Source organism: Microbacterium capsulatum (assembly GCF_030865425.1).
GTDB classification, from domain to species: Bacteria; Actinomycetota; Actinomycetes; order Actinomycetales; family Microbacteriaceae; genus Microbacterium; species Microbacterium capsulatum.
The window spans coordinates 96,600-121,526 of record NZ_JAVFCB010000006.1; the positions used below are offsets into that span (position 1 = coordinate 96,600).

Annotated in this window: 22 protein-coding genes; 11 read left to right on the top strand and 11 right to left on the bottom strand. The window is 71.3% G+C overall.

What is annotated here, in order from left to right; all coding sequences use genetic code 11:
• Positions 1–3: 3 nt before the first annotated feature.
• Together RBR11_RS11595 and RBR11_RS11600 are read left to right on the top strand one after the other, a co-directional pair.
• Positions 4–444 (top strand): hypothetical protein, encoded by a 441-nt coding sequence (locus RBR11_RS11595; protein ID WP_308489500.1) that lies wholly within the window; start codon positions 4–6, stop codon positions 442–444.
• A gap of 68 nt (positions 445–512) precedes the next feature.
• On the top strand, positions 513–716 hold the full coding sequence (locus RBR11_RS11600) for an AsnC family protein (protein WP_308489501.1): 204 nt from the start codon (positions 513–515) through the stop codon (positions 714–716).
• A gap of 423 nt (positions 717–1,139) precedes the next feature.
• Here the strand turns inward: RBR11_RS11600 and RBR11_RS11605 are convergent, their stop codons facing one another.
• On the bottom strand, positions 1,140–3,008 hold the full coding sequence (locus RBR11_RS11605; RefSeq protein ID WP_308489502.1) for a phosphoenolpyruvate carboxykinase (GTP): 1,869 nt from the start codon (positions 3,006–3,008) through the stop codon (positions 1,140–1,142).
• Positions 3,009–3,118: 110 nt separating this feature from the next.
• On the opposite strand from RBR11_RS11605, the gene RBR11_RS11610 reads away from it, so the two are divergent.
• The gene (locus RBR11_RS11610) at positions 3,119–4,558 is read left to right on the top strand and encodes a helix-turn-helix domain-containing protein (RefSeq protein ID WP_308489503.1); all 1,440 of its coding nucleotides are present in this window, start codon (positions 3,119–3,121) and stop codon (positions 4,556–4,558) included.
• Between the two features lie 118 nt (positions 4,559–4,676).
• On the top strand, positions 4,677–6,002 hold the full coding sequence (locus RBR11_RS11615; RefSeq protein WP_308489504.1) for an amidohydrolase: 1,326 nt from the start codon (positions 4,677–4,679) through the stop codon (positions 6,000–6,002).
• Positions 6,003–6,119: 117 nt separating this feature from the next.
• Here the strand turns inward: RBR11_RS11615 and RBR11_RS11620 are convergent, their stop codons facing one another.
• The 8 genes from RBR11_RS11620 to RBR11_RS11655 form a co-directional block, all read right to left on the bottom strand.
• Positions 6,120–7,103, bottom strand: a complete 984-nt coding sequence (locus RBR11_RS11620) for a methyltransferase (protein WP_308489505.1) — start codon at positions 7,101–7,103, stop codon at positions 6,120–6,122.
• A 73-nt stretch (positions 7,104–7,176) separates the two neighbouring features.
• Positions 7,177–7,884: an alpha/beta fold hydrolase gene (locus tag RBR11_RS11625; protein ID WP_308489506.1), complete on the bottom strand. Its 708-nt coding sequence runs from the start codon at positions 7,882–7,884 to the stop codon at positions 7,177–7,179.
• Positions 7,885–7,930: 46 nt separating this feature from the next.
• The gene (locus tag RBR11_RS11630) at positions 7,931–8,518 is read right to left on the bottom strand and encodes a TetR/AcrR family transcriptional regulator (protein ID WP_308489507.1); all 588 of its coding nucleotides are present in this window, start codon (positions 8,516–8,518) and stop codon (positions 7,931–7,933) included.
• Positions 8,519–8,595: 77 nt separating this feature from the next.
• Positions 8,596–9,429, bottom strand: a complete 834-nt coding sequence (locus RBR11_RS11635) for an ATP-binding cassette domain-containing protein (RefSeq protein ID WP_308489508.1) — start codon at positions 9,427–9,429, stop codon at positions 8,596–8,598.
• Positions 9,426–11,234: a dipeptide/oligopeptide/nickel ABC transporter permease/ATP-binding protein gene (locus RBR11_RS11640; RefSeq protein WP_308489509.1), complete on the bottom strand. Its 1,809-nt coding sequence runs from the start codon at positions 11,232–11,234 to the stop codon at positions 9,426–9,428. Before RBR11_RS11640 ends, RBR11_RS11635 begins: the two co-directional genes overlap by 4 nt.
• A complete protein-coding gene (locus tag RBR11_RS11645) occupies positions 11,231–12,172 on the bottom strand; it encodes an ABC transporter permease (RefSeq protein WP_308489510.1) in 942 nt (313 codons plus the stop codon). Before RBR11_RS11645 ends, RBR11_RS11640 begins: the two co-directional genes overlap by 4 nt.
• Positions 12,173–12,265: 93 nt before the next feature.
• A complete protein-coding gene (locus tag RBR11_RS11650; RefSeq protein WP_308489511.1) occupies positions 12,266–13,795 on the bottom strand; it encodes an ABC transporter substrate-binding protein in 1,530 nt (509 codons plus the stop codon).
• A 249-nt stretch (positions 13,796–14,044) separates the two neighbouring features.
• On the bottom strand, positions 14,045–15,001 hold the full coding sequence (locus RBR11_RS11655) for an aldo/keto reductase (protein WP_308489512.1): 957 nt from the start codon (positions 14,999–15,001) through the stop codon (positions 14,045–14,047).
• 99 nt (positions 15,002–15,100) lie between these two features.
• Between RBR11_RS11655 and RBR11_RS11660 the strand changes: the two genes are divergently transcribed.
• From RBR11_RS11660 to RBR11_RS11685, 6 genes are all read left to right on the top strand, one after another.
• Entirely contained in the window at positions 15,101–15,820 is a 720-nt protein-coding gene (locus RBR11_RS11660) for an SDR family NAD(P)-dependent oxidoreductase (RefSeq protein ID WP_308489513.1), read from the top strand.
• A gap of 58 nt (positions 15,821–15,878) precedes the next feature.
• Positions 15,879–16,979, top strand: coding sequence for a zinc-binding dehydrogenase (locus tag RBR11_RS11665; protein ID WP_308489514.1), 1,101 nt, complete (start codon positions 15,879–15,881; stop codon positions 16,977–16,979).
• Positions 16,980–16,986: 7 nt separating this feature from the next.
• Complete coding sequence (locus tag RBR11_RS11670) at positions 16,987–17,958, top strand: aldo/keto reductase (RefSeq protein WP_308489515.1); 972 nt, start codon at positions 16,987–16,989, stop codon at positions 17,956–17,958.
• A gap of 46 nt (positions 17,959–18,004) precedes the next feature.
• Positions 18,005–19,000, top strand: coding sequence for an alpha/beta hydrolase (locus RBR11_RS11675; RefSeq protein ID WP_308489516.1), 996 nt, complete (start codon positions 18,005–18,007; stop codon positions 18,998–19,000).
• A 92-nt stretch (positions 19,001–19,092) separates the two neighbouring features.
• Complete coding sequence (locus tag RBR11_RS11680; protein WP_308489658.1) at positions 19,093–20,037, top strand: alpha/beta hydrolase; 945 nt, start codon at positions 19,093–19,095, stop codon at positions 20,035–20,037.
• On the top strand, positions 20,034–21,245 hold the full coding sequence (locus tag RBR11_RS11685; protein WP_308489517.1) for a multidrug effflux MFS transporter: 1,212 nt from the start codon (positions 20,034–20,036) through the stop codon (positions 21,243–21,245). Before RBR11_RS11680 ends, RBR11_RS11685 begins: the two co-directional genes overlap by 4 nt.
• Positions 21,246–21,263: 18 nt before the next feature.
• Here the strand turns inward: RBR11_RS11685 and RBR11_RS11690 are convergent, their stop codons facing one another.
• Positions 21,264–23,435: an arylsulfatase gene (locus RBR11_RS11690; protein WP_308489518.1), complete on the bottom strand. Its 2,172-nt coding sequence runs from the start codon at positions 23,433–23,435 to the stop codon at positions 21,264–21,266.
• 235 nt (positions 23,436–23,670) lie between these two features.
• Positions 23,671–24,246 carry a hypothetical protein gene (locus RBR11_RS11695; RefSeq protein ID WP_308489519.1) on the bottom strand — a complete coding sequence of 192 codons (576 nt, stop codon included), beginning with the start codon at positions 24,244–24,246 and terminating at the stop codon, positions 23,671–23,673.
• Between the two features lie 56 nt (positions 24,247–24,302).
• Between RBR11_RS11695 and RBR11_RS11700 the strand changes: the two genes are divergently transcribed.
• A complete protein-coding gene (locus RBR11_RS11700) occupies positions 24,303–24,887 on the top strand; it encodes a TetR/AcrR family transcriptional regulator (protein ID WP_308489520.1) in 585 nt (194 codons plus the stop codon).
• Positions 24,888–24,927 lie beyond the last annotated feature (40 nt).

Here is a 24,927-nt window from a genome sequence, read left to right on the forward strand (position 1 = left end):
ACCATGACGATATCCCGGGCAGCCGCGACGTGGCGCGGGCTGCAGCTGGCGGCGTTCGCCGCGGCGGTGGCCTGCGTGGTCCTGCATGCCGCCCTGACGCTCACGACGGGGTCACCGACCGCCGTCGTGATGACCGGCGTGGCCGCCGCGTGCGGACTGTGCCTGCGCCCGCGCCGGTCGATCGCCGCGGAGGCCGCCTGGGGATCCGCGCTCGCGATGTCGGCGGGGATGCTGCTGTTCCATGTCTGGTCGGCGGGCGCCGGCGAGCACCGGCACCGGGCGGGCGCGTCGGTGCTCGGTGCGGGGCCGGCGGCGGCTTCGGGCGGCGCCCTGCACACGGCGGCGATCGCCTGCAACGGCCTGGAGCTCGCGCTGGTGATGGCGGCGGCGATCGCGATCGGGGTGCGCCGGCGGCGGGGAGGATCCCGGCCGATGCCGGCCTGAGCACGGTTGTCAACATCCCTTGACAGACCTCCTGGCGTCAACGTACATTGACGCCAGGAGGTCTTGTCATGGTGAGAACCGCGAACGCCCTGGATCCGCAGGGCGAACCCCTCGCCGAGCTGCACCGGCTGGTCGAGGTCCGGCGCGACATCGCCCGCGCCGAGGAGGTGCAGGTGCGCCGGGCGCGCGCCGCCGGCTACTCCTGGCAGGCGATCGCGAGCGCGCTGGGCACGACCCGCCAGGCCGCGCACCGCCGGTTCGGGAAGCGCTGAGCCGACCCGGTCCCCACCGCTTCGAAGTGCGCATTCGGCTGGATCCGAGCCCGGATTGCAGCAAAGCACGCACTTCGAAACGAGTCCGGCCTTGCCCGGATCCGCGGGCGAGGCGAGCCGGATCACGCCGAACTGCTCAGCGCGATCCGCGCGAGGGACGTGGAGTCGGCTTCGACGACCGCCCTCGCCCTGCTCGACCACACCCGGGCACACTGACGGCCTCCGGACAGGACGATCCCGGACAGGACCATCCCGGCCGGAGCTTCCGGGCGCACGACGAACGCGGCGGCAGGACGCCGGGACCACTCAGCTTTTTCGTCCCCGACATCCCGCCGCCGCGGGTCCTGGTGGCGCTGTGCGCCGAGGGGCCGGCAGGGCCCCTGCGTGTCCGATCCCTGCAGGCTCAGGGACCGGACGCGCGTCTCATGCGTTCGACAGGCGGTAGCGCAGCGACGCGAGTTCGGTGGTCAGGGCGGCCGGCAGGCGGTCGCCGAACATGGCGAAGAACTCCTCGGTCGACTCGGCCTCGCGGGTCCACGACGCGGCGTCGATCGAGAACAGCTCCTCCATGTCTGCCGCGGTCACGCCCGCGCCCTCGAGGTTGAGGTCCTCGATCCTGGGCAGGCGGCCGATCGGGCTCTCCACGGCGCCGACCCGTCCCTCGATGCGGCGGATGATCCAGTCGATCACCCGGGCGTTGTCGCCGAAGCCCGGCCACAGGAACCGGCCGTCGGCGCCGCGGCGGAACCAGTTCACCTGGAAGATCCGCGGGGCCTTGTCGAAGCGGACCGCACGGCCCATCTTCAGCCAGTGCGCGAAGTAGTCGCCCATGTTGTATCCGCAGAACGGCAGCATCGCGAACGGGTCGCGGCGCAGCTCGCCGACCGTGCCCTCGGCCGCCGCGGTGCGCTCGGACGAGATGGTCGCGCCGAGGAACACACCGTGGCTCCAGTCCGTCGCCTCGACGACGAGCGGGACGTTGGTGGCCCGGCGTCCGCCGAACAGGATCACGTCGAGCGGCACGCCCTCCGGGTCCTCCCAGTCGGCCGCGATCTGCGGGCACTGGGCGGCGGAGACGGTGAAGCGCGAGTTCGGGTGCGCGGCGGGACGACCGGACTCCGGCGTCCACGGCTTGCCCTCCCAGTCGATGAGGTGCGCGGGTGCCTCGTCGGTCAGGCCCTCCCACCACACGTCGCCGTCGGGGCGCAGCGCCACGTTCGTGAAGATCGTGTTGCCCCAGAGCGTCTCGACCGCGGTGACGTTGGTCGACTCGCCGGTGCCGGGGGCGACGCCGAAGAAGCCGGCCTCCGGGTTGATCGCGTGCATGCGGCCGTCGGCGCCGGGACGGATCCAGGTGATGTCGTCGCCGAGGGTCTCGACGCGCCAGCCCGGGATGGTCGGGCGGAGCATGGCGAGGTTGGTCTTGCCGCAGGCCGACGGGAACGCGGCGGCCACGTGGTAGGCCTTGCCCTCGGGCGAGACGACGCGGATGAGCAGCATGTGCTCAGCCATCCAGCCCTCGTCGCGGGCGAGGACCGAGGCGATCCGCAGCGCGAAGCACTTCTTGGCGAGGATCGCGTTACCGCCGTAGCCCGAGCCGTAGGAGTAGACCTCGAGCGTGTCGGGGAAGTGCACGATCCACTTCTCGTCGTTGCAGGGCCAGGTGCTGTCCGGCTCGCCGGCCGCGAGCGGGGCGCCGACCGAGTGCACGGTGCGCACCCACTGCTTCCCTTCGGCGATCTGGCCGACGACGGCGTTGCCGACGCGGGTCATGATGCCGATCGAGGCGACCGCGTAGGCGCTGTCCGTGATCTGCACGCCGATCTGCGAGATGGGGCCGCCGACCGGGCCCATCGAGAACGGCACGACGTACATCGTGCGGCCCCGCATGGACCCCTCGAAGATCTCGGTCATCTTGGCGTGCATCTCGGCCGGGTCGGCCCAGTTGTTCGTGGGGCCGGCGTCGATCTGCTCGGCGGAGGCGATGAACGTGCGCGCCTCGGTGCGCGCGACGTCGCTCGGGTGCGAGCGGGCCAGGTAGGAGCCGGGCCGCCACTCGGGGTTGAGCTTGATGAGCTTGCCCTCGGAGACGAGCTCGTGCAGGATCGCGTCGTTCTCCGCGGCGGATCCGTCGACCCAGTGCACGCGCGCCGGCTGGGTGAGCGCGCGGATCTCCTCGACCCAGGCCGCCAGCTCGGCGAAGGCAGGGGTGTCGTAGTCGGGAGAGGCACCGTACTCGTGCACGGGGGCGAAGGACGAGGTGCGCGGGGTGAGCGTCTCAGCGATGGCCATGTCTTGCTCCTAACAAGAGTGGGGCGATGGATCCAGTTTGCGCCTTCTTTGCCCGTGTTTTGCGCCCCTGGGGTGCACAAGAATTGCATTTCTTTCGCTATGATCAAGGAATGGCCACCGGACTCGAACTTTCAACCCTCGGACACCGCATCCGGCACCACCGCACGCAGCGCGGCTTGACCCTCGACGAACTGGGTGCCGCGGTCGGCGTCGCGGGCTCGCAGCTCAGCCTGATCGAGAACGGCAAGCGCGAGCCGAAGCTGTCGCTGCTGCAGGCGATCGCCGACGCGACCGGCACCGAGGTGAGCGACCTCATCTCCGGGGAGCCGCCGAACCGGCGTGCGGCACTGGAGATCGAGCTGGACCGCGCGCAGTCCAGCTCGGTGTTCCGCCAGCTCGGGATCGCGCCGGTGCGCGTGAACAAGGGCATGCCGGACGAGACGATCGAGTCGATCCTCGGCCTGCACCGCGAACTGCACCGCCGCGAGCGCGAGGCGATCGCCACGCCCGAGGAGGCGCGCCGGGCCAACACCGAGCTGCGACTGAAGATGCGCGCGCTCGACAACCACCTGCCCGACATCGAGGCGCTCGCGGAGAAGCAGCTGAAGTCGGCGGGACACGCCTCCGGCGCGCTCACGCACCGCACGGTCAGCATCATGGCCGAGCAGCTCGGCTTCGAGCTGCTCTACGTCGACGACCTGCCGCATTCGACGCGCTCGGTCACCGACCTCGAGCACGGCCGGATCTACCTGCCGCCGGCGTCGATCCCCGGCGGGCACGGCCTGCGCTCGATGGCGCTGCAGGCGATGGCGCACCGGCTGCTCGGGCACACTCCGCCCACCGACTACGCCGACTTCCTGCAGCAGCGGCTCGAGATCAACTACTTCGCCGCGTGCTGCCTCATCCCGGAAACGGCCGGTGTCGCGTTCCTGCAGCAGGCGAAGAAGGACCGCAACCTCGCCGTGGAGGACTTCCGCGACGCGTTCGGCGTGACGCACGAGGCCGCCGGGATGCGGATGACGAATCTGATGACCGCGCACCTCGACATGCGGCTGCACTTCCTCCGGGTGGACGAGTCGGGCGCCCTCACCCGGGTGTACGAGAACGACGACCTGCCGCTGCCGATGGACGTCACCGGATCCGTCGAGGGGCTCACGGTGTGCCGCAAGTTCTCGGCGCGCGCCGCGTTCAGCCAGCGCAACCGCACCACCGAGCACTACCAGTACACGGACACCCCGTCCGGCACGTTCTGGTGCTCGACGCAGACCGGATCCACCGACGGCGGCGGCTTCTCCGTGACCGTCGGCGTGCCGTTCGACGACGCGCGCTGGTGGCGCGGCCGCGAGACCACGGACCGCGCGCAGTCGACGTGCCCGGACGAGGCGTGCTGCCGCCGCCCGCCGGCCGCGATCGCGGAGCGCTGGAGCGACAAGGCGTGGCCGAGCGCGCGCGTGCACACGCACATGTTCTCGCCGCTCCCCCGCGGCGCGTTCCCCGGCGTCGACGACAACGAGGTGTACTCCTTCCTCGACCGGCACGCGGCGCAGTAGAGCGGGCGCCGGACCCTCATCGTCCCGTTCGGGACGGAGGGCCGGCCGGATCGTGCCTCAGCCGGGGGCGGAGGGTCGGAATCGTGTCGCCGGAACTTTCGTCTACAGTAGTGGAATAATGAAAGCGACACGGTTCGGCGACGCAGCCGATCTCCTCCTGCACGGCGGACGGATTCGCACGTTCGATCCGCATGGATCCGTCACCGACGCCCTGGCCGTCGCGGACGGCCGCATCGTCGCGGTCGGGGCGGAGGCGAAACGGCTCCCCGCGACCGAGGTCATCGACCTCGACGACCGGACCGCCATCCCCGGGGTGAACGATGCGCACCTGCACGCCGCCTGGCTCGGCGCCCGCTGGCCGCATCTCTTCTTCTCCGATGCGCCCCAGGCGCACCAGCCCGCCGGAGAGCTCGTGCGGACGGACGCGGAGCGCCGCGGCGCCCTTCGCGAAGCCTGGCGCCTGCTCGCCGAGCTCGGCATCACGAGCTACACCGAGCCCGGGATCGGGCCCGGCGAGGACGACGGCGAGACCGGGTGCTTCGGCACCGCCATGCTCGACGCCTACCTCGACCTGCACCGCCGGGGCGCGCAGACCGCGCGCGTCACGCTGCTGCGACTGTTCGGCACGCTCGACGGGTCCGCCGACCTCGACGCGTTCGAGCGCGGGATCGCCGAGCCTCGTCCGGAGACGGATCCGCGCTGGCTCGCCGTGACCGGGGTGAAGATCTTCGCGGACGGGATCCCGCCGATGACCACGGCATGGGTCAGCGAACCCTATCCGGACGGCAGCACGGGAGCGCTGCTTCCCCGGGGCGCCGAGGGCGCGCTGCACGCCTACCGGCGGATGATCGAGCTGGCGGTCTCGCACGGCGAACAGGTCGCGGTGCACGCGACCGGCGACCGATCGATCGAGGAGTTCCTGCGCGTGCTCGAGGCGCGCCCGCGCAACGACGCCGCGCCGCACTACGTCGTACACGGCGACCTGGCCACGCCCGGGCAGATCGCCCGGATGCGGGCGATCGGGAGCGGCTTCGCCGTGCAGCCGCTCATCGCGGCGCACACCCGGGAGTGGGCCGGCGCCCAACTCGGCGAGGAGCGGATCGCGACGGCATGGCCGCTCGACAGGATGCTCCGCTCAGGCGCGCTCACCACGATCACGAGCGACGCGCCCATCGCCACCCCGGACTGGCGACGGAGCCTCGACGCCTCACTCGCGCTGCTCGGCCGCGACGACGCCGAGTCGCGCGAGGCCCTTCTACGGAGCATCACGGTCTCCCCCGCGATCCAGGACGGCGCCGCGGACTGGAAGGGCACGCTGGAGGCCGGCAAGGTCGCCGACATCACCGTCCTCGACGAGGATCCCGTCGAGCCCGGTCGCGCTCTCGCCGGCATCGGCATCGCGCGCACGATCGTGGACGGGCGCACCGTGCACCTGCGTGCCTGAAGCTTCCCGAAGACCCGCGGACCGTCGGGCGCCCGCTGCCTCGCCGAGCGCTCCCCGCAGAACAAGACGCCGTTCCCGGTCGGTCGCCGGGAACGGCATCTCGTCACGGCAACTGGATCAGACGGCCGTGGCAACGAGCACGCGCGGGCTCGCCGGAAGGTCGATCCGCTCGCGCACGTCCCAGCCGGCGTCGGCCAGCCAGCCGCGCACCTCGGCCTCGGGGTGGACGATCGTGCCGTCGATCACGAGGTACTCGCCCGCGTGCAGCGCGTCGATGCGCCGCTGGTCGGCGTCGCCGTCGAGGAAGAAGTCCAGCACGGTCAGAGTGGCGCCGGGGGCCGCGGCCGCACGCAGGCGTCGGAAGATCTGCGCGTTCTCCTCGGCCGAGAAGCGGTGGATCACGTGGTTGGCGAGCACGAGGTCGTAGGAGCCCTCCGGCTGCGAGGTCGCGGTGTCACCGGTCTGGACGGTCGTGCGATCCGCGAACCCCGCCGCCGCGACGGCCTCCGCCACGCCGTCCTCGAAGCCGGGGGCGTAGAGGAATGTCGTGCGCAGCTCGGGATTGCGCGCCATGGCCTCGAGCGCGAAGTCGGCGGAGAGCCCGCCGAAGTCGAGGGCGTTCGTCGCGCCCGCAAGGTCGACTCGTCTGCCGAACTCCTGCGCGTGCAGGGTGTTGTATGTCATCACGCCGGACATGAACGTGCCCCAACGGGCGTCGTCCATCTGCAGGTCGCCCGGCTCCGTGGTGTCGACCGTGCGTGCGAACTGGAGCCAGTGCGGGTAGCTGATCCCGCCGAGGAAGGTGAGGAACGGCGCGAGATCGAGCACCGAGGCGTCGCCGACGAGATACGCGGCGGCGTCGTCCGCGAGGAGGTAGCGACCGTCGGCGCGCGTCATCAGCCCCAGCCCGGCCATGCCGTCGGCGAGGATGCGCGCGATGCGCGGACTCACGCCCGTGCGGGCCGCGATCGCCGGGACGGTGTCGGCGCCGTCGGCGACCGCGGCGAACAGGCCGATCCGGCTCGCCTCGAAGAGCTGCTGCGACGCCATGTAGCCGGTGGCAATGTCCAGGATCCGCGTGGCGTCGGAGGTGTTCGTCATGTCGTGCCTTTCGTATTGTCTACGTATGTTGGAATTAAAGCTGAAGGTTTCACCTCGTCGGCGCAGCGCCGCATCAATCCGCGGCGAGGAAGGCGAGGACGGCGGCGCGGAACTCGGGGGTGTGCAGGGCCGCGAGATGGTCGCCGGGCACCCGCTGCACGCGAGAGAAGGGCGCGGTGGCGGCGAGCGCTTCGACCCCCTGTGCCATCGGATCCTCGACCCCTCCGACGAGCAGCGTCGGCTGCGTGGGCGCGTCCGCCGCCGGGTCGAAGGGCTCGGAGGCGAGTCCTTCGACGAGGTCCAGCAGAGCGGCGGGGCGGTTGCCGGGCAGCATCGCCATCCCGAGGATCATGGCTGTGATCGGATCCGTCGGCGCCTCGCCGCAGGCGAGCGCCGCGCGCGCGCCGGGCAGGTCGACCAGGGTGAAGGGCTCGACCGGGCTGAGCCCCCCGAGCACGACACGGCGCACGCGCATCCGCGGATGCGTGGCGAGGGCCCATCCGAGCCGGGCGCCCAGGGAGTACCCGACGAGGTCGATCTCCTCCCCCGCGACCGTCTCGGCGAGCAGGTCGACGACCGCGGAGGTCGGCAGCACGCCGACCTCGGGGCTGTCGCCGTGCGCGGGGAGGTCGACGAGCACGTGCGGCCGTTCAGCCGGAGCCCACTCGGAGTCCGGCCAATCGACCCCGGCGCGCGAGGCGAGCCCGTGCAGGAACAGGATCGGCCTGCCGGATCCCTCGCGGCGGCGGACGGACAGGGCGGTCTCGGGAGCTCCGGTCATCGGGCGCCCTCCTCTCGCTGAGGCGCGGCGGCGACCCGGAACGGGCTCAGCGCAGCCGCGCGAGGAACTGGTCGATGTAGCCCCGGTACTCGACGATGCGCTCGCCGTCCGGGTACATGAGGTTGATCACGGTCGCGCCGACCGCGGCGGAGATGAACTCGTTCGCGAACGGGACGAAGTCCTGTGCGCGGATCGCGCCCTCGTCGCTGGCCGCCTCCATGCGCTCCACGAGCTGCACCCGCCAGGAGCTCAGGTGACTCCGGTACAGCTCCGCGAGCGCCTCGTTCGACATCGCGTACTCCCAGAGCGCCAGCAGCACGCGTCCCGCCGCGATCTGCTCCGGATCGCCGGGGATCGTGGCATCGAGGAACCCGCGCAGGGCGGCCTCGGCGGACTCCGGAGCGGATCCGGCCTCCTGGATCCCTTCGGAGATCTGCGCGAGGATCGTCTCGAATGTCGCCGCGACGATGCTCTCCTTGCCAGGGAAGTAGTGCTTCAGCGCTCCGTTCGCGAAGCCCGCCTCCGAGGCGATGCTGCGCATGGTCGCCGCCTCGAAACCGCCCTTGAGAATGATTCCCTTGGCGACCTCGACGATCTCGCGACGACGCTGATCGTGATCGATGATCTTCGGCATGGGTTCCTTCCGCCCAGACGATCCTGCGCTCCGCACGTCCCGCGCCGCAGGGTGTGCACGCGCTGGATCGCTGCCTGCTACCGTACCGGGGCATCCGCGGCCTCGCGCAGTGCCAGCCATTCCGCGCGCCGTGCCCTCTGCGTGGCAGGGTCGGCGACCGGCGATGCCAGTCGCAGCCGCTCGGAATACGGATGCCGGGGTGCCCGGGTGATCTGCTCGCCCTCGCCGGTCTCCACGATCTCGCCGCGATACATCACCGCGACGCGATGGCAGACCCGGCGGACCACGCCCAGGTCGTGGGACACGAACAGATACGACACACCGGTGTCCCGCTGCAGCTCTATGAAGAGGTCCAGGATCGTGGCCTGAGTCGTGAGGTCGAGCGCACTGACGGGCTCGTCGCACACGATGAGGCGCGGCCGGCGCACCAGAGCCCTGGCGATCGCGATGCGCTGCCGCTGACCTCCGGAGAACTCGCTGGGATAGCGGTCCATCGCCGTCTCGGGCAGACGCACCCGGTCGAGCATCTCGCGCACGCGGGACTGCGCCTCGCGGCTGCCCAGGCCGGTGGCCAGCAGCGGCTCGGAGAGGATGTCGCCGATCGTCAGCGCGGGGTTCAGGGATCCGTACGGATCCTGGAACACCACCTGCACGTCCCTCGCGAGCTCGCGCCGCGCGGCGCGGCCGAGCGCCGTGATGTCCCGTCCGTCGAAGTGGATCCGGCCGCCGGTCACGGGCGCCAGGCCCAGGATGGCCTTGCCGAGAGTGGACTTGCCCGAGCCGGACTCGCCCACGAGTCCCATGCACTCTCCCGACCCCACGTCGATCGAGACACCGTGCAGGGCGCGGAAGGCGCTGCGGCCTCGGCCGTACTCGACGACCAGGTCCTGCACCTCGAGCAGCGCGGTCATGCGGACACCTCCGTCGTCTCGGCCGAGCCGACCGCGTGCGCGGCCTCGGCGTCCAGCCCCGCGCGTCCCGGGGCGTCGTCGAGCGACGCCGCGATGAGCTCGCGGGTGTACTCCTGCCGCGGACGGGCGAACAGCGGATCCACATCGCCCTGTTCGACGATCGCCCCACCGCGCATGACGATCACGCGGTCGCAGATGTCGGCGACGACGCCGAAGTTGTGCGTGACGATCAGCAGGGCCATGCCGTACTCCTGCTGCAGCTCGCGGAGCAGTTCGAGCACCTCCGCCTGCACCGTGACGTCGAGGGCGGTTGTGGGCTCGTCGGCGACGAGGATCGACGGACGGCCCGAGATCGCACCGGCGATGAGCACGCGCTGCGCCATGCCGCCGGAGACCTGGTGGGGGTAGCTGCGCATGACCCGCTCGGGATCGGCGAGCCCGACCCGCAGCAGCACCTCGCGGGCCCTGGCCCTGGCATCGGCGGCCGACATGCCGTGCACGCGGCGCAGCGGCTCGATGAGCTGATGCCCGATCGTGTAGGAGGGGTCGAGGTTGGACATCGGCTCCTGCGGCACGTAGCCGAGCTCGCGCCCGAGCATCGCTTGACGCTGCTTCGGGGCGGCGCCCGCGACGTCGTGGCCGGCGATCCGGATCGCGTCGGCCGAGCTCGCGCCGCTGGCGGGAAGCAGATCCAGGATCGAGAAGATCGTCTGGGACTTGCCGGATCCGGACTCGCCGACGATGCCGACGACCTCGCCAGGCGCGACGTCGAGTGTGACGCCGTGCACGACCTCGACCACCCCGCTCGGGGTCGCATGGCTGACCCGCAGGTTCTCCACCCGCAGCGCCGCGGCCTCTGCGCCGTGCCGCACGGTGCCGGTGGCCGGGCCCGCCTCGGCCGCGGGCGCGAGGACGCGGCCGCGCCGCAGCCGGGGCGTGCGCACCTGGGCGAGCTCGGCAAGGGTCGAGCCCATGATCGCGAGCGCGGCGATCGTGAGCCCGAGGGCCACCGACGGCCACAGCAGCATGAGCGGGTAGGTGAGCATGAGCCGGAAGCCCTCGAGCATCATCGCGCCCCAGCTCGGCACGTTCGAGTCGCCGATGCCGAGGAACTGCAGGCCCGCCTGCATGCCCATGGCCATGCCTGCGGTGAGCGCGGTCTGGATGATCACCGGCGGGTACACGGCGGTGACCACGTGCCGGGAGATGATCCGCGCGTCGGACAACCCCGAGACGCGCGCCGCGTCGATGTACGGCTCCTCGCGCACGGCGAGGGTCTGCGAGCGCGCGATCCGGAAGTACCCGGGCACCATGAACACGCCGAGCGTGACCATGAGCAGTTCGAAGTTGTTGCGGCTGCCGGCAGCGACCACGAGCAGGATGATCATGCCCGGGATGGACTGCAGTGCGTCGCTGAGCCACATCGCGATCCGGTCGAACCCGCCGCGGAAGTAGCCGGCCGCCACGCCCGTCGGCACGCCGATCACGACCGCGGTGACGATCGTGACGAGCGCACCCCAGATCGTGATGCGGGTCCCGTACACGAGGCGGCTGAGGATGTCGCGTCCGGTCGAGTCGGCGCCGAGCAGATGCGCGGCGGAGGGCGGCGCCTTGGCGGCGGCGAGGTCGACGAAGTTGGGGTCCATCGGCGCCAGCAGGGGGGCGGACACCCCCGCGAGCACGATGAGCAGGAACAGCGCGAGCGGCAGGTACCCGCCGGGGTGGCGCAGAAAGCGCCGGAACAGGCCGGAGCGGCGGCGCTGCCGCGCCCGGTCGTAGGCGACGCGGATGTCGGTCGTGGTCATGCGACGCGCACCTTCGGGTTGATCCAGCCGAGCACGAGGTCGAGCACGAGGTTGACGATCACGACGAAGACGATCGAGACGACCGTGATGCCCAGCAGCATCGGGATGTCGCCGTTCTGGGAAGACTGGTTGGTGAGCATGCCGATGCCGGGGAGGCTGAAGATCTGCTCGACGACGATCGCCCCGCTGAGCAGGCCGACGAACATGAGCGCGATGACCGTGAGGGCGGCGGGCGACGCGTTGCGCAGGATGTGCAGGTTCACCCGGGCCGGGGACAGGCCACGGCTGCGCAGCGTGCGCACCCAGTCCTGCCTGCTCTGCGCGATCACCGCGTTGCGCAGCTGCTCCGACACGGCGACCACGCCGCCGAGCGCGAGGGAGATCGCCGGCAGCGTGAGGGAGCGGATCCAGCCGTCGAGCGACTGCGCCGGCTGCACGTAGCCGACCGCCGGGAACCACTTCAGCTGCACCGCGAACCACAGCACCAGCACGAGGCTGACCCAGAAGCCCGGCAAAGCGAACAGGACGACCGAGACGCCCTTCAGGATCCGGTCGAACCAGGTGCCCGGGCGGAGGCCGGTGATCATCCCGAAGGCGATTCCGAGCACTGCGGTCAGCAGCGTCGCGAACGTCACGACCGACAGCGTGACCGGGATCTTGATGGCGAGCTGAGCGCCGACCGGCTGGAAGTTGCGCCAGGAGGTGCCGAAATCGCCTGTCACGAGGTGGGAGAACCAGTCCCAGAACTGCACGATCAGCGGACGGTCGATGCCGATCTTCGTCGCCAGCGCGGCCTGCTGCGCCGGCGTCGCCGTCGTGCCGAGCAGCGCGGCCGTCGGGTCCTTGATCGCAAGATGCGCGAGGAAGAACGTCGCGACCGACACCGCCACGAGCAGCACGACACCGGAGAGCAGCCGCTTCGCGGTGAACAGGAGCATGGGGGCCTCTCGAAGGGAAGGGGTGAGGATCCGGTCGTCGAGCGAGGAGCCGCGGGGCTGCCGTCGCTCGACGACCGGTCGCGCGTGCGGGCGTCAGCCCTTGGTGAAGTAGCGCAGCGTCGGGAACATCATCCCGATGACCGGCTGGACCTTGATACCGGGGACCGAGTAGTAGGTGTTGTCCGCCTGGTACCAGACAGACCACCAGGCCTGATCGACGAGCGCCTTGTTCAGCTCCTTGACCGCCGCCGTCTGCTCGGCGCCCTTCGCCGTGTGCACCTTATCCACGAGCGGCTTCAGCACCGAGTTGCTCGCGTAGTCGGGCGCGGGGTCGAACCACTGCTTGGAGGTGACCTGCCGGGCCACCGTGGCCACATCGTTGCCGTCCATCGCGAGGAACGAGATGAACATCGGGTAGTTCGGCGCGTTCAGCTGGTAGTCGGGCATCTGCATGTTGTCCCAGGTCACCTTGACGCCGATCGCGGTCAGCGCCTGTTCGGCCGCGGGCTTCCACTGCTCGAAGATCGGCGACATCGGCATCGAGATGGCGAAGCCGCTCCCGTAGCCGGCGTCGGCGAGGAGCTTCTTCGCCTTGTCCACGCTGTAGGCGTAGTTCTTGTTCAGCGCCGTGTCGTTGACCGGACCGCCGTCGGGGAAGACCTGGGTCGTCGCCACGCCCGCACCGTTGCCGACCGCCTTGAGGATCGCAGCGCCGTCGAACGCATAGTTCAGGGCCTGGCGCACCTTGAGTTCGCCCAGGGCCTTGTTCTTGGCGCCGGTGTGGTCTGTGATCACCAGGCCTGCCCAGCCGGAGACACGGGACGCAGTGTTCCAGCCCTGCTGCTGGGCCTGCGCCTTGTTCGCGACATCGCCGTACTGCACGTTGATCTGCCCGCTCTGCATCGCATTCTGCCGAGCCGTCGCGTCCAGGATCGGGAAGATCGCGACGTTCTTGAACGCGTAGGTCTTGGCATCCCAGTAGTTGGCCACCTTGGTGAAGTGGTACTCGGATCCTGCGACGCTCTTGGCCGCGTCGAGCGTGTACGGTCCGGAGCCCACCGGTGCCTTGCCAAGAGTGCCGGCCGCGATCGCCTTGGGCGACATCACGTAGCTGCGGCCGAGTCCCATGAAGTACAGGATGGTGTCGTCGCGCTGGGTGAGGTTGATCCTGACGGTGCGGTCGTCGACCTTCTCGAAGGACGACACGTTCGTGTACGCCTCGCCGGAGCGTGCGCCGGCCTTGAGGTAGTCGAGGCTCTTCACCACCGCATCGGCGTCGACCGGCGTGCCGTCGCTGAATGTGCCACCCTTGTGCAGAGTGAGGGTGATGCTCAGGTCGTCGGAGGCGACCTGCCACTTCTCCGCGAGGGCGGGAATCGGCTTGCCGTCCTTGTCGAGCGCGATGAGCGCGTCATACACGGCGGACAGGTACGGCCCGTCGAAGCCGATGTCGGCGAGCGACGGATCCCAGGACGTGACATCCAGGAAGTTGCCGATGTTCAGGTCGTCCGGCGCGCTCGCGGCGGCGGCGTCGCTCGCCTGCGGGGTGCCGCCGCCGGAGCAGCTGGTGAGGGCGAAGGCCGCAGCCAGGGCCGCGGCGATCGCGAGGGGCACTCGTTTCATGGTTCCTTCTCTCGGGTGCGGGTGGGGAAGAAGGTTCGAAGAGCCCTCGGTCGCACTCCGGGGAGTCGCGCCGACGTCACTTCGATGTGTCGTTGCGTTTAGTCTACATGTGTGGAAAAAGAGCGCAAGTCCTCTTTTCCACGAAACGGCGCGACCCCCCCTGCGCTCTTGTCTCCGAGTGCATCCGGGGTGACCGGGAGCGCAGGATCCTCTCCGCGGAGCATGGGCTCGCGGCCGATCCCAGCCGCCTCACCACGCCCCGTCATCCCGCACGTCGACGTCGGCCTGCAGGCCGGCGAGCGCCGTACGGAGCTCCGCGCCGTGTGCCGCGGAGAGCGCGAGGGCGGCGTGGTTCTGCTCGAGCTGGGACAGGCGCGAGGCGCCGAAGAGCACGTTCGCGATCGCGGGATTCGTCAGGCAGAACGCGATGCCGAGCGCGGCAGGGGTGACCCCGAACTCCGCGGCGACGTGCGCGACCCGGGGGTAGAGCGCGAGGATCCGGTCCCGGATCCCGCCGACGTCGGCTCCGATCTTGCGCTGCGGCGCGAGTCCCGTGGCCAGGATCCCGCCCTCGAAGACGTCCGAGGCCTGCAGGGCGAGCGTGCCGTCCGCGAAGAGCGGCGCATACGAGGCACCCTCGGCCATCGACCGTCGTGCGATCCCGTATTTGAGCTGGGCGAACGTCGGGCCGACGAGGCCCATGGAGGCGGCGGAGTCGAGCGCCGCACGGGTGTGCCCGATCCGCCAGTTGTTGATGCCCCATCCGCCGACGAGGCCCTCGTCGATGAGCTCGTTCACGTCGGCGACGACGCGCGGGATGTCCGGCTCGTCCAGGTAGTCGCCGACGACGAGGGTGTCGAAGCGCTCGAGGCCCGCGCGCTCCAGGCTGTCCGCGAGCTGGGCCCGGAAGCCCTGGTTCGGCCAATCCCAGAGCCACAGCTTGCCGCACAGCACGACGTCATCCCGGGCTACCCCGCTCTCGCGCAGCGCCGTCCCGAAGAGGATGTCCGTGCGCGCGTTCTCCGCGTGCGGACCCATGTTGTAGTACGCGACGTCGAAGAAGCCCGCGTCGAGCTCGACGGCGCGGCGGATCATCGTCACCGCGTCGGCGGGATCCATCCGATCCCAGGTGTTCCACGATCCGAGGGCGAGCGGCGGCACGGCCAGTCCGCCGAGGTTGCGGCGGGGGCGGGTGAGGGCGGACATGAGACTCCTTCGACTCGGACCGAGGACCCGGAGAAGCCGGGTTGCTTTTTTCTATGCTTGTAGAATATAACGGGAATCACCCGTCAGAGAGGACCTGGGATGACCGTCTCGCCCCGCCGCATTCTTGTCACCGGAGGAGCCTCCGGACTCGGCCGAGGCATCGCCGCCGCCTTCGCCGAGGCCGGAGACGAAGTGATCATCGGCGACGTGAACGCCGAGGGCGCCGAGTCCGCGGCTGCGGAACTCGGCGCCACCGCGATCGCGCTGGACATCGCGGACCCCGCGTCCGTCGCCGCCGCCGGGGCCGCGCTCGGGACGATCGACGTGCTCGTCAACAACGCCGGCGTGGTGCTCGGCGGCGGCACCCAGCAGGAGGTCCCGCTCGAGGTGTTCGACACCGCGGTCGCCGTGAACATCCGAGGCACGTTCCTCATGCTCCGCGAGTTCGCCCCGCGCCTGCCCGACGGCGGCGCGATCGTGAACACCTCGTCGATCGGCAGTCGGCAGCCGACTCCGGGAATGGGCCACTACGAGATGACCAAGGCCGCGGTCGACGCGATGACGCGCACGGCCGCGATCGAGCTCTCCGGACGTCGGATCCGCGTGAACGCGGTGGCACCGGGCCCGATCCTGACCCCGCTGACCGCCGGCTTCGCGACGGATCCGCAGGCGAGGGCCGCCTGGGAGGCGCGGATTCCGCTCGGCGCGATCGCCGAGGTCGAGCAGGTCGCCCCGCTCGTCGTCTTCCTCGCCGGCGAGGGCGCGAGCCACATCACCGGTGTCTCCGTCCCCGTCGACGGCGGCCAGCTGCTCGTCTGACGTCGACCGCCGAGACGCGGTCCTTCAGGCCGCCTCACCATCCTCCGGAAGGATCCGAATGCCCCTCCCCACCACCACCCGCGCCGCGGTGCTCGTCGAGCACGGGCAGCCGCTCGTCCTGCAGGACCTCCCCCTGCCCGCCGAGGTCGCGCCCGGCGCGGCGCTCGTGCGCATCGCGTGCTCGACCCTGTGCGGCACCGACATCGAGATCTGGGAGGGCAGGATGTCCTTCCCCGGCATGCTGCCGATGGTGCTCGGCCATGAGATGGTCGGCGAGATCGTCACGCTCGGCCAGGGCACGGTCGACGCGCTGGGCCGCGACCTGAGGGTCGGCGACCGGATCGGCTGGTCGGAATCGGTCTGCGGCGAGTGCCATGGCTGCGTCGTGCTGCGCGAGCCCGTGCACTGCTCGCGGCGCGGCTACGGCTTCCTCCAGCGCTCCGACGTCCCGCCGTTCGCCACCGCCGGCCTGTCGGAATACGCGTATGTCACGCCGGGCGCGGCCAAGCTGCTGCTGCCCGCCGCCGTCAAGGACACCTGGGCGTCGATGGCGGGCTGCGCGGCGAAGACCGTCCTGCGAGCGTTCGAGCGCGGCGGCCGGATCCGTCCCGGTTCCACGGTCGTCGTACAGGGCGCGGGCGCGCTCGGGATCTTCGCGACAGCCGTGGCGAGGATCTCCGGCGCCGGCCGGGTCATCACGGTCGGCGCCCCCGCGGCCCGACTCGAGCTCGCCGCGCGCTTCGGCGCAGACGCTGTCGTGGATTTCCGCGACGGTCCGGTCGTCGCGCAGGTGCACGAGCTCACGGACGGACGCGGCGCGGATCACGTGTTCGACTTCGCCGGCGCACCGGGCGTCGGCCCGGACGCGGTCGAGATGGCTGCGCGGCGCGGCACCGTCGTGATCGTCGGATCCACCGGCCCCGCCGGGGATCCCTTCCCTCTCAGCACCGTGATGGGCAAGGAACTGACCATGGTCGGCTCCTTGAACGGCGACATCGCCGATTACGCCCGCTCGCTCGAGTTCTTCCAGGCCTTCGCCGAACGCTTCCCGTGGGACGACCTGTTCAGCGTGCCGGTCGGCCTCGACCAGGCGTCCGAGAAGATCGCGCACATGCACCGCCTCGACGAGGTCAAGGCCGTCATCGATCCCCGACTGTGAGGACCCCATGAACGACACCACGACAACCGCACTCCCCCAGCGCGAGATCGGCACGAGCGGCATTCGCGCGTCGCTCTTCTCACTCGGATCCTGGCATACCTACGACCGCATGGACTTCGGCGACGCGACGGCCATGCTGCGCGAGGCCGTGGACCGCGGCGTCAACCTGTTCGACGTCGGCGTGTACACCGGGCCCGGCATGCCGCCGGCTTTCACCGACGTGATCTTCGGCGCCATGGTGCGCGCGGCCGGCCTGCGTCGTCACGAATGGCTGCTGTCGTCGAAGCTGTGGCTCGAGGCGTTCGGTGCGGACGGCTTCCGCCCGCAGTTGGAGAACGCCCTGATCCGGGTCGGTGCGGAGCACGCGGACCTCGTCATCCTCGGCGATCTGCGCCGCGACGACCTGGAGCTTCGCGACCTGGTGCTCGACCTCGCCTCGCTCTCCGAGGCCGGGCTGATCCGGGCGTGGGGCGTGAACAACTGGTCGGCGTCGACGATCCAGCAGCTCATCGACATCTCCGCGGCCGAAGGCGTCGCCGGCCCGCAGATCGCGCAGCTGAAGTACAGCGTCTCGCGCCGCTCGATCCCCGACGGAGAGCCGTTCGCCCGGCTCTGGGAGCAGGGCCTGACCCTGCAGGCCTCCGACTGCCTGGAGGGGGGCGTGCTCGCCGGAAAGGTGAACGGCGACCGGCAGATCGGCCGGGACCCGGGCGGGATCCGCGAGCGGATCATCGACGACGTCCCCGCCTTCGTCGCGCTCGCGGAGTCGCTCGGCGTGACCGCGGCGCAGCTCGGGATCGCGTTCACACTCACTCACCCGGCGCTCACCACGACCCTGTTCGGGGCGTCCGGCGTCGCACAGCTGCGCGCGAACCTCGACGCCGCGGCGCTCGTCGACCGCGTCGGGCCGGCCGAGCTGCGCACGCTGGTCGCGCCGTTCTGGGCCGACCGCGACGTCGTCGATCCAGAAGGACCCTGACCCGCGGCCGCTGCGCCGTCCCTCCCCACCCAGAAGGATCCCCGCCATGACCCTCACCGCCGCCGGGCACCCCACCGTCCCCCCTGTCCCGTTCGATCCCGAGGTCCAAGCCGTCCTCGACACCCTCGCCGCGGACCCGCAGCCTCCGCTCACCCGGGAGACGCTGCCCCGGGAGGGCGTCGCGACCATGTTCCCCGACAACGACACCGTGATCTCCGGGCGCCCGATCGACTGGGAGGACCGAGTCATCCCGGGACCGGCCGGCGACCCCGGCGTCGAGGTGACCGTCTTCCGCCCGCGCGGTGACGCCGGATCCCTCCTCCCGGCCTTCCTGAACATCCACGGCGGAGGCCAGATCGTCGGGCACCGCAGCTGGGAGACCGGCCGCGTCGTCGACATCGTCGCCGAGCACGGCGTCGTCGCGGTGAACGTGGAGTACCGGCTCGCCCCCGAGCACCCCTCGCCCGCCGGCCTCGACGACTGCTACGCCGCGCTTCTCTGGCTGCACGCGCACGCCGCCGAACTCGGCGTGGACCCCGACCGGATCGTCGTCGGCGGCGGCAGTGCGGGCGGAGGCCTGGCGGCCGGCGTGGCGCTGCTCGCGCGCGACCGTCAGGGCCCGCCGATCGCCGGGCAGCTGCTGCTCTGCCCGATGCTGGACAACACGAACGCGACGGTGTCGAGCCGGCAGTACGACGGGATCGGGACCTGGCAGCGCGAGGCGAACCTGCTCGCCTGGTCGTGCCTGCTCGGCGAGGAGCTCGCGCACAGCCCCGAGGCGTCGGCGTACGCCGCCCCCGCGCACGCCGTCGATCTGTCGCGCCTCGCCCCCGCATACATCGAGGTCGGCGCGGCGGAGATGTTCCGCGATGAGGACACGCAGTACGCCCTCCGGATCTGGGCTGCGGGCGGCCAGGCCGAGCTGCACGTCTGGGCCGGCGGCGCCCACGGGTTCGACATGTACATGCCCGAGGCCGAGATCAGCCGGGCGGCCCTGGCCGCCAGGGCGTCGTGGCTGCGCCGGATCTGGGGCCGGTCGTGACCGGCGCCGCCACGACGGAGACGGGCGCGACGTCCGCGACGGGCCGCAGCGCGACCGGGTCCGTCCCGCCCGTCCCCTACGATCCGGAGCTCGTGGAGGGCCTTGCCGCCTTCCTCGACCTCGTCGAGATCGTCCCGCTCCGTGCCGGCACGATCCTCGCCAACCGAGCGCACTTCGCGACGATCGTCCCGCCGATGGCCGTGCAGGCCGAGGGCAGGGCGGTGACCTGGGAGGACCGCACGATCCCCGGTCCGGACGGCGCCCCGGACGTCGACATCACGATCGTGCGCCCATCGTCGCCGCGCCCCGGCCCGGCACCGGCGGTGCTGTCGATCCACGGCGGCGGGATGGTGCTCGGCACGCGCTTCTTCGGCACGCCGGAGCTCGTCGACCTGGCCGAGCGGCACGGGGTCGTCGGCGTCGCCGTGGAGTACCGGCTCGCACCCGAGCACCCTGGCCCCGCGCAGGCCGAGGACTGCTATGCCGCCCTCGTCTGGATGGCCGCGCATGCCGACCAGCTCGGGATCGATCCGGAGCGCATCCTCGCGTCGGGGCAGAGTGCGGGCGGAGGCCTCTCCGCCGCGGTGGCGCTCCTGGCACGTGATCGGCGGGGCCCGCATCTGGCCGGGCAGCTGCTGGGATGCCCCATGCTCGACGACCGCAACGAGACCGTCTCCGCCCGGCAGTACGACGGCATCGGCGCCTGGGACCGCAACAACAACGACACCGCCTGGACCGCGATCGCCGGCGCGGACCGCTTCACCGACCGCGTCTCGCCCTACACCGCGGCGGCCCGGGCGGAGGACCTGTCCGGCCTGCCGCCCGCGTTCATCGAGGTCGGTGCCGCCGAGACGTTCCGGGACGAGGCCGTCGACTACGCCTCGCGCATCTGGGCGACCGGCGGGCAGGCCGAGCTGCACGTCTGGGCCGGCGGTTACCACGGCTTCTCCGGCTTCTCGCCCGACGCGATCGTCTCGGTGGCCGCGAACGCCGCACGGGAGAGCTGGCTGCGCCGCGTGCTGCGGCTCGACGGGTGAGCCGGACGATCGCGGGCCCGGTCGCGCGGATGGGCACGCTGCGCGCGATGCTCGTGCTCGGCCTGCTGGAGGCGTTCGGCCCGCTGTCCATGGACCTGTACCTGCCGCAGCTGCCGCAGCTCGCGAGCGCTCTGGGCACGAGTGACGCGCTCGCTCAGGCCACGATGTCGGCGTGCATGATCGGCCTCGGCCTCGGTCAGCTCGTCGCCGGCCCCCTGAGCGACCGCTTCGGCCGTCGCCGGCCGCTGCTCGTGGGCGTCGCCGCGTTCGCCGCCCTGTCGCTCGCCTGCGCCCTCGCACCCGGGATCGAGCTGCTGCTCGTCGCCCGGTTCCTCCAAGGCCTGGCGGGTTCGGCCGGGATCGTCATCTGCCTCGCGGTCGCGCGCGACCAGTTCCAGGGCGCGGAGCTCAGCCGGATGCTTTCACATCTGTTCCTCGTCTCGGGCACGGCACCCGTGGTCGCCCCCGTCGTGGGCGGGCAGCTGGCGCGGATCATGGACTGGCGCGGCGTGTTCGGCGTGCTCGCCGTCATCGGGGCGACGCTGCTCCTGCTCGTGATGCTCGCACTTCCGGAGACCTTGGACCCCGCCGGACGACATGCAGGAGGGATCCGCGAGCTGGGCTCCCATACCGGCGCCGTGCTGCGGGACCGGCTGTTCGTCGCCGTGCTGTGCGCCGGTGCCGGCGGAGGTGTGGCGTTCTTCACGTACCTCTCACTCACCTCCTTCGTGCTGCAGGACGAGTTCGGGCTGGATCCGCAGGGGTTCGGCACCGCGTTCGCGCTCGGAGCCCTGGCCAACATCCTCGGCAGCCAGATCAGCCGACCGATCGTGCGGCGCGCCGGTCCGCTCCGCGTGTACCTGCTGGGGGTCACGTCGATGGCACTGGCCTGCGCCCTGCTGGCGATCCTGGCGCTGCTGAGCGCGGGCATGCCGGGATTCGTCGCGGCGCTCGTCGGGTTCATGCTCTGCACGGGTCTGGGCGGGCCGAACTCCTCCGCGCTCGCGCTCGCGCATCACGGCGCCCGCGCCGGCACCGCCTCGGCGATGCTCGGCATGTCGACGTTCCTCGTCGGTCCGCTGGTGTCGCCGCTGGCCGCGAGCGCGGGTGGCACGAACGCGATCACGATGGGGGTGACGATGGCGTCCGCGTCCTTGCTGGCTGCCGCGGTCGCCTGGACGGCCGTTCGCCCCGCCGCACGCGGGTGACGTCGGGGACCTGCGCACTCAGTCGAGCAGGCGGGCGCTGATCTCGTCGATCGCGATCATGACTTCGTGGTTCTCGGGGATCTTGGCGCCCGGCACGTAGCGGACGGACCGCAGGGAACCGGAGTGGCGGAACGCGCCGCGCCGCTCATGCAGGTCCCAGTCGACCGGACCCGCGCCGTCGAAGCCGATGCTGATCCCGGCGAACGGCGCCATCCCCACCATCATCGGCACCTCCACCCCGCCGAGGAGCTCCCGCCCGTCGACGGCCACGGAGATCGCCCACCGGAAGCCGGGCAGCGCGTCGAAGCGGGTCGTGACGCGCCGCACCGATCCGCGAACAGCCGCTCGCGAGCGGTGCATGACGCCGTAGGCGTTGTAGGACAGCACCAGCTCGCCCGCCTCGGCGAAGAGCATGTAGCCGCCGCCCTGATCCCCGTGCGAGAACAGCACGCCTTCGCCGAGCTCTCCGTTCAGCTCCGCCTCGACGACGAAGGAGCGCAGCGCGGTCAGGCGCGCCGAGCGCCAGCGCTCGAGGGTGGGAGTCCCGAGGCGGATCGTGACCGGCAAGGTGCGCTCCAGGTCCGTCGCCGGGCGCTGGACGAACAGCGAGAAGTCGTCATCGAGGGGGAAGACGGTGTTGTGCCACGCCTCGCGCCGCCATCGTTCCGCGAGCTCCGCGACGAGCTCGGGATCCGAATCGGCGATGTCGTTCGTCTCGGCCGGGTCGGCGACGAGGTCGTAGAGCTGCCACGTCGACAGGTCGTCGTCGGACTCCCTCAGGGCGGGAGAGACGGCCTTGTGCCGTCCGTGGAAGAGCGCGCGCTGCCCGACGAGCGCGAGGTATTGACCGCCGCGGGCCTCCGCCTCGCGTCCTGTCCGCAGCACCGGCACGAGGCTCACGCCATCGGCCTCCTCGACCGGCTCGCCGTGCAGGCGGGTCGGTCGCTGCGCGCCCGCGAGCTCGAGCAGAGTGGGCGCCAGATCCGTGATGTAGGCGAACCCTTCGCGGAGACCGTCGTCGCCGCCCTGCCGTCGGAGCCCGGCGGGCCAGGACAGCACGAGCGGGGTGTGCACGCCCCCCTCGTGCACCGAGGTCTTGTAGCTCCGGAACGGGGTGTTCGAGACATGCGCCCACCCGGCCGGATAGTGGCCGTGCACCCGGGGCCCGCCGAGCTCGTCCAACGGTCGCTCCACATCCCGGGTCCAGTCGTGCGGCAGCCCGGCCTCGAGCACGAACTGGCTGAAGTAGCTGCGGGTGCCGCGCAGCCCGCCCTCGGCGGTGCCGCCGTTGTCGCTCGTGAAGACGATGATCGTGTTGTCGTACTCTCCGATCTCCTTCAGGTGGGCCACGAGCCGCGCGAGCGATTGATCGACGCCGTCCACGGCCGCTGCGTACACGGCCATGTGCTGCGCGAAGAGCTCCTTGGACGCGGTGTCGAGGTCGTCCCAGCGCGGAACGCCTCCGGTGTTCTCCGTGGTCGACGGAGAGATCGGTGTGCCGGGCGGGAACAGACCGATCTCGATCTGCCGGCGGAACCGGTCTGCGCGCACCCGGTCCCAGCCGTCCTCGTACATCCCGCGGTACTTCTCGATGTCTGCCGGCTTCGCCTGCACAGGGCCGTGCACCGCGTGGTGGGCGAAGTAGAGGAAGAACGGGCGTGTCTCGTCGCCGGCACGCAGCGCGTCGATCATCGAGATCGCCTCGTCCGTCAGACGGTCGGTGAGGTACTCGTCGTCGCGGAAGGGCTCCGTGACGACGGTGTTGTCCCGCACGATGCGGTGCGGGTGGTACAGCGTCGTGAAGCCGTCCATCGAACCGAAGTAGTGGTCGAACCCGCGCTGCACGGGCCACGACGCCCGATCGGCGCCGTCGTGCATGCGCGACTCCAGAGTGAGGTGCCACTTGCCGACCATGAACGTGGCGTACCCGTTCGCGCGCAGGGACTCGGCGAGCGTGGGCAGCGTCGTCGGCAGCAGCATGCGGAACCCGGGGTATCCCGGGTCGGCATGGGCGACCATCCCGAAGCCCGCCCGATGCGGGTTGGCCCCGGTGAGCAGGGCTGCTCTGCTGGGCGAGCAGACCGGGGTGGCGTGGAAGCTGCTGAACCGGTATCCGTCGTCCGCGAGCGCCTGGACCGCCGGCGTGTCGATCTCGCCGCCGAAGGGTGAGACGTCGCTGAAACCCAACATCGTCGACGAGCACGACGACGATGTTGGGAGCTCCCGCGGGAGCGCGCTCCGGCTTCGGCCACCAGGGGCGGGACTGCGACGATCTCGTCGCGATCGTGCCGCCGAAGCCCTCGTAGCCGCGCGGGTCGGCGCCCTCGGCGCCGCGCAGATCCGGTGCGCTCACGTCTCCTCCTTGAAACTCTACACCTGTAGACTAAAGCATGACCGCGGCGTTCGCGAGGACCGGGGCCGCGCCTCACAGCACGACCATGACCCCCATCGCGATGAGCGAGATCGCCATGGCCGCCCCTTCGGCCTCGAGCAGGAGACGAACCCCGGCGGCACCCGCCGGACGGTGCCGCACCCGCTCCGCCGTCATGAGCACGAGCAGCACGAGCACACCGGCCGCGGCGAGCACCCCGGCGGGGACCGCGCCGCCGTGTCCGCCGTGAGCCCCACCGACTGCCACTCCAGGAGCCACTCCCCCTGCGGCCGGATGCGCCGCGCCGATCGATGCGAACGCGCACAGCGTCATCACGATGCAGCCGAAGGCGCGGTGAAAGCACGCGCCGGCGTGCGAGCGGCCCCGGATACCGGCGGCCCCGAGCATCGCGGAGCACAGGCCGGCCGCGGCGACGAGCAGCGCGATCCGCGCGTCCGCACCGTCGGCCCAGAGCAGGACCATGCCGGCAGCCATCACCACGGCGCTCTGCCGGCCCTGCCAGGGCACCGCCGCCCCCCGGGAGAGACGGCCCGCTCCGAGGCAGCAGACCGCGGCCGTGATCGCGGATCCGATCATCAGCCACATCGCCGTCTCGTGCAGGGGTGCCACGGAAGAAGTTTTATTGATCATATGCTCAAAATCAAGATCTGCGCCAGGATGGAGGCATGCCCCGCGTGGTCGATCACGACGCCCGCCGCCGCGACATCGCCGCGGCGCTCCTCGCCGTGGCCGCGCGGGATGGCCATGAGGGCGTGAACTCCCGCGCCGTCGCGCGCGAACTGGGAGTCGCGGTCGGCTCGCTCTGGCACTACTTCGACGGATTCGACGACGTGATCCGCGCCGCCGCGGCCGAGGTCACCCGGCGCACCGAGGAGCGCATCCAGCGAGCGACGGAGGGCCTGCGCGGCCTCGCCCGCCTCGATGCGCTCATGCGCGAGGTGCTGCCGATCGATGCGACCACCCGCACCGAAGCGCACATCGTGGTCGGCTTCTGGGGACGACTGGCCTCGCTCGCCCCGACCGAGGGCTCCGGGATGCCGACGCTGCCGCTCTGGCGCTCGGAGACCGAGGAGGCGCTCGAGGAGGCCGTCGCGGACGGCGAGCTGCGCGCCGGGACGCCGCGCGAGGATCTGCTCGCGCTGCTCCGCGCGATCACCTACGGCCAGCAGGTCGTCGAGGTCGCCGAGCCGGTCGGACCCGAGGCGCACCTCGCGGTGCTCGCCGCGATCGTCACCCCCTGGCGGGCCTGACCGCTCCCATCCGCCCGGGAGGAGTGACGTCCGTCGCCCC

Coding starts and splice junctions, on each gene's coding strand:
- RBR11_RS11600 (WP_308489501.1), top strand. CDS start 513: ATGGTGAGAACCGCGAACGCCCTGGATCCGCAGGGCGAACCCCTCGCC.
- RBR11_RS11675 (WP_308489516.1), top strand. CDS start 18,005: ATGACCCTCACCGCCGCCGGGCACCCCACCGTCCCCCCTGTCCCGTTC.
- RBR11_RS11615 (WP_308489504.1), top strand. CDS start 4,677: ATGAAAGCGACACGGTTCGGCGACGCAGCCGATCTCCTCCTGCACGGC.
- RBR11_RS11625 (WP_308489506.1), bottom strand. CDS start 7,884: ATGACCGGAGCTCCCGAGACCGCCCTGTCCGTCCGCCGCCGCGAGGGA.
- RBR11_RS11635 (WP_308489508.1), bottom strand. CDS start 9,429: ATGACCGCGCTGCTCGAGGTGCAGGACCTGGTCGTCGAGTACGGCCGA.
- RBR11_RS11700 (WP_308489520.1), top strand. CDS start 24,303: ATGCCCCGCGTGGTCGATCACGACGCCCGCCGCCGCGACATCGCCGCG.
- RBR11_RS11610 (WP_308489503.1), top strand. CDS start 3,119: ATGGCCACCGGACTCGAACTTTCAACCCTCGGACACCGCATCCGGCAC.
- RBR11_RS11670 (WP_308489515.1), top strand. CDS start 16,987: ATGAACGACACCACGACAACCGCACTCCCCCAGCGCGAGATCGGCACG.
- RBR11_RS11660 (WP_308489513.1), top strand. CDS start 15,101: ATGACCGTCTCGCCCCGCCGCATTCTTGTCACCGGAGGAGCCTCCGGA.
- RBR11_RS11630 (WP_308489507.1), bottom strand. CDS start 8,518: ATGCCGAAGATCATCGATCACGATCAGCGTCGTCGCGAGATCGTCGAG.
- RBR11_RS11620 (WP_308489505.1), bottom strand. CDS start 7,103: ATGACGAACACCTCCGACGCCACGCGGATCCTGGACATTGCCACCGGC.
- RBR11_RS11655 (WP_308489512.1), bottom strand. CDS start 15,001: ATGTCCGCCCTCACCCGCCCCCGCCGCAACCTCGGCGGACTGGCCGTG.
- RBR11_RS11595 (WP_308489500.1), top strand. CDS start 4: ATGACGATATCCCGGGCAGCCGCGACGTGGCGCGGGCTGCAGCTGGCG.
- RBR11_RS11650 (WP_308489511.1), bottom strand. CDS start 13,795: ATGAAACGAGTGCCCCTCGCGATCGCCGCGGCCCTGGCTGCGGCCTTC.
- RBR11_RS11665 (WP_308489514.1), top strand. CDS start 15,879: ATGCCCCTCCCCACCACCACCCGCGCCGCGGTGCTCGTCGAGCACGGG.
- RBR11_RS11690 (WP_308489518.1), bottom strand. CDS start 23,435: ATGTTGGGTTTCAGCGACGTCTCACCCTTCGGCGGCGAGATCGACACG.
- RBR11_RS11645 (WP_308489510.1), bottom strand. CDS start 12,172: ATGCTCCTGTTCACCGCGAAGCGGCTGCTCTCCGGTGTCGTGCTGCTC.
- RBR11_RS11605 (WP_308489502.1), bottom strand. CDS start 3,008: ATGGCCATCGCTGAGACGCTCACCCCGCGCACCTCGTCCTTCGCCCCC.
- RBR11_RS11640 (WP_308489509.1), bottom strand. CDS start 11,234: ATGACCACGACCGACATCCGCGTCGCCTACGACCGGGCGCGGCAGCGC.